Raw genomic sequence first — 1,059 nt, 5'->3', positions numbered from 1 at the left:
CCTGATTAGCGACTTACCTCAGACTACACCGAACGAACCCGGGACAGCCAACTCCAACACACATGCCGAGCCATCGGCCAAGGAGTAGGCAATGTCCCTCAACGCCATCCAGTTCCAACGCGGCCTGTCGCTGCCCCAGTTTCAAGCCCTGTACGGCAGCGAGCAGCAGTGTGAGCGCGCTCTTGTTGCCGCCCGATGGCCCCAAGGCTGGCAGTGCGCGCACTGCGGCTGCAAACGCTTCTTTCACACCCGCAACGGCACAGGTCGGCTGCTGTGGGAGTGCTTCATCTGCGGCTACCAAAGCTCATCCATCGTGGGCACCGTGATGGAGCACACCCACCTGCCCCTGAGGCTGTGGTTCCTGGCTATGTACCTGCTGACGCAGAACAAGAACGCCATCAGCGCCCTGGCCCTCAAGCGCCAACTGGGCGTGTCCTACAAAACGGCGTGGCTCATGAAGCACAAGCTGATGCAGGCCATGGCGCAACGCGATGAGCGCTACCGTCTGCAAGGGCGTGTGGAGATCGACGATGCCTACCTTGGGGGCGAGCGTGCGGGCCACATCAACGGCGGGCGCAGGGCTGCCAACAAGACGGCCTTCGTCGCGGCAGTGCAGACAAGCGCCGATGGCCATCCCCTGTACATGCGCCTGACGCCTGTGGCGGACTTCACCAACGAGCATATGCGGCAATGGGCCAGTCGCCACTTGACTGCGGGCTGCCACGTGGTCAGCGATGGCACGCGTGCCTTTGCCCAGGTGCGCCAGGCCCAGGCAACGCATGAGCGCTACGTGACTGGAGGTGGCCGCCAGGGGGCGCAGACACCCCAGCTGCGTTGGGTGAACACATTGCTGGGCAACCTCAAGACCAGCATGGCGGGAACCTATCACTCGTTTGATCACGCCAGGTATGCCCAGCGCTACTTGGCCGAGTTCTGCTGGCGCTTTAACCGCCGCTTTGATCTGCCTGCCATGCTGCCCAGGCTGCTGAGGGCCTTGGCGACTACTCGGCCACTGCCGCTGAAGGTGCTGCGTTTATCTGAGGTAAGTCGCTAATCAGG

At 62.8% G+C, this 1,059-nt stretch carries 1 protein-coding gene; it reads left to right on the top strand.

All coding sequences use genetic code 11. From position 1 onward, the window contains the following. The first annotated feature begins 91 nt into the window (after positions 1-91). Positions 92-1,054: an IS1595 family transposase gene (locus DBV10_RS22235; RefSeq protein WP_124515722.1), complete on the top strand. Its 963-nt coding sequence runs from the start codon at positions 92-94 to the stop codon at positions 1,052-1,054. Positions 1,055-1,059: the final 5 nt, after the last annotated feature.

It is taken from the genome of Acidovorax sp. FJL06, from assembly GCF_003852545.1.
Classification (GTDB): domain Bacteria; phylum Pseudomonadota; class Gammaproteobacteria; order Burkholderiales; family Burkholderiaceae_C; genus Acidovorax.
Note: the sequence above shows the minus strand (reverse complement) of the source record. Positions and strands in the feature narration are given on the sequence as shown.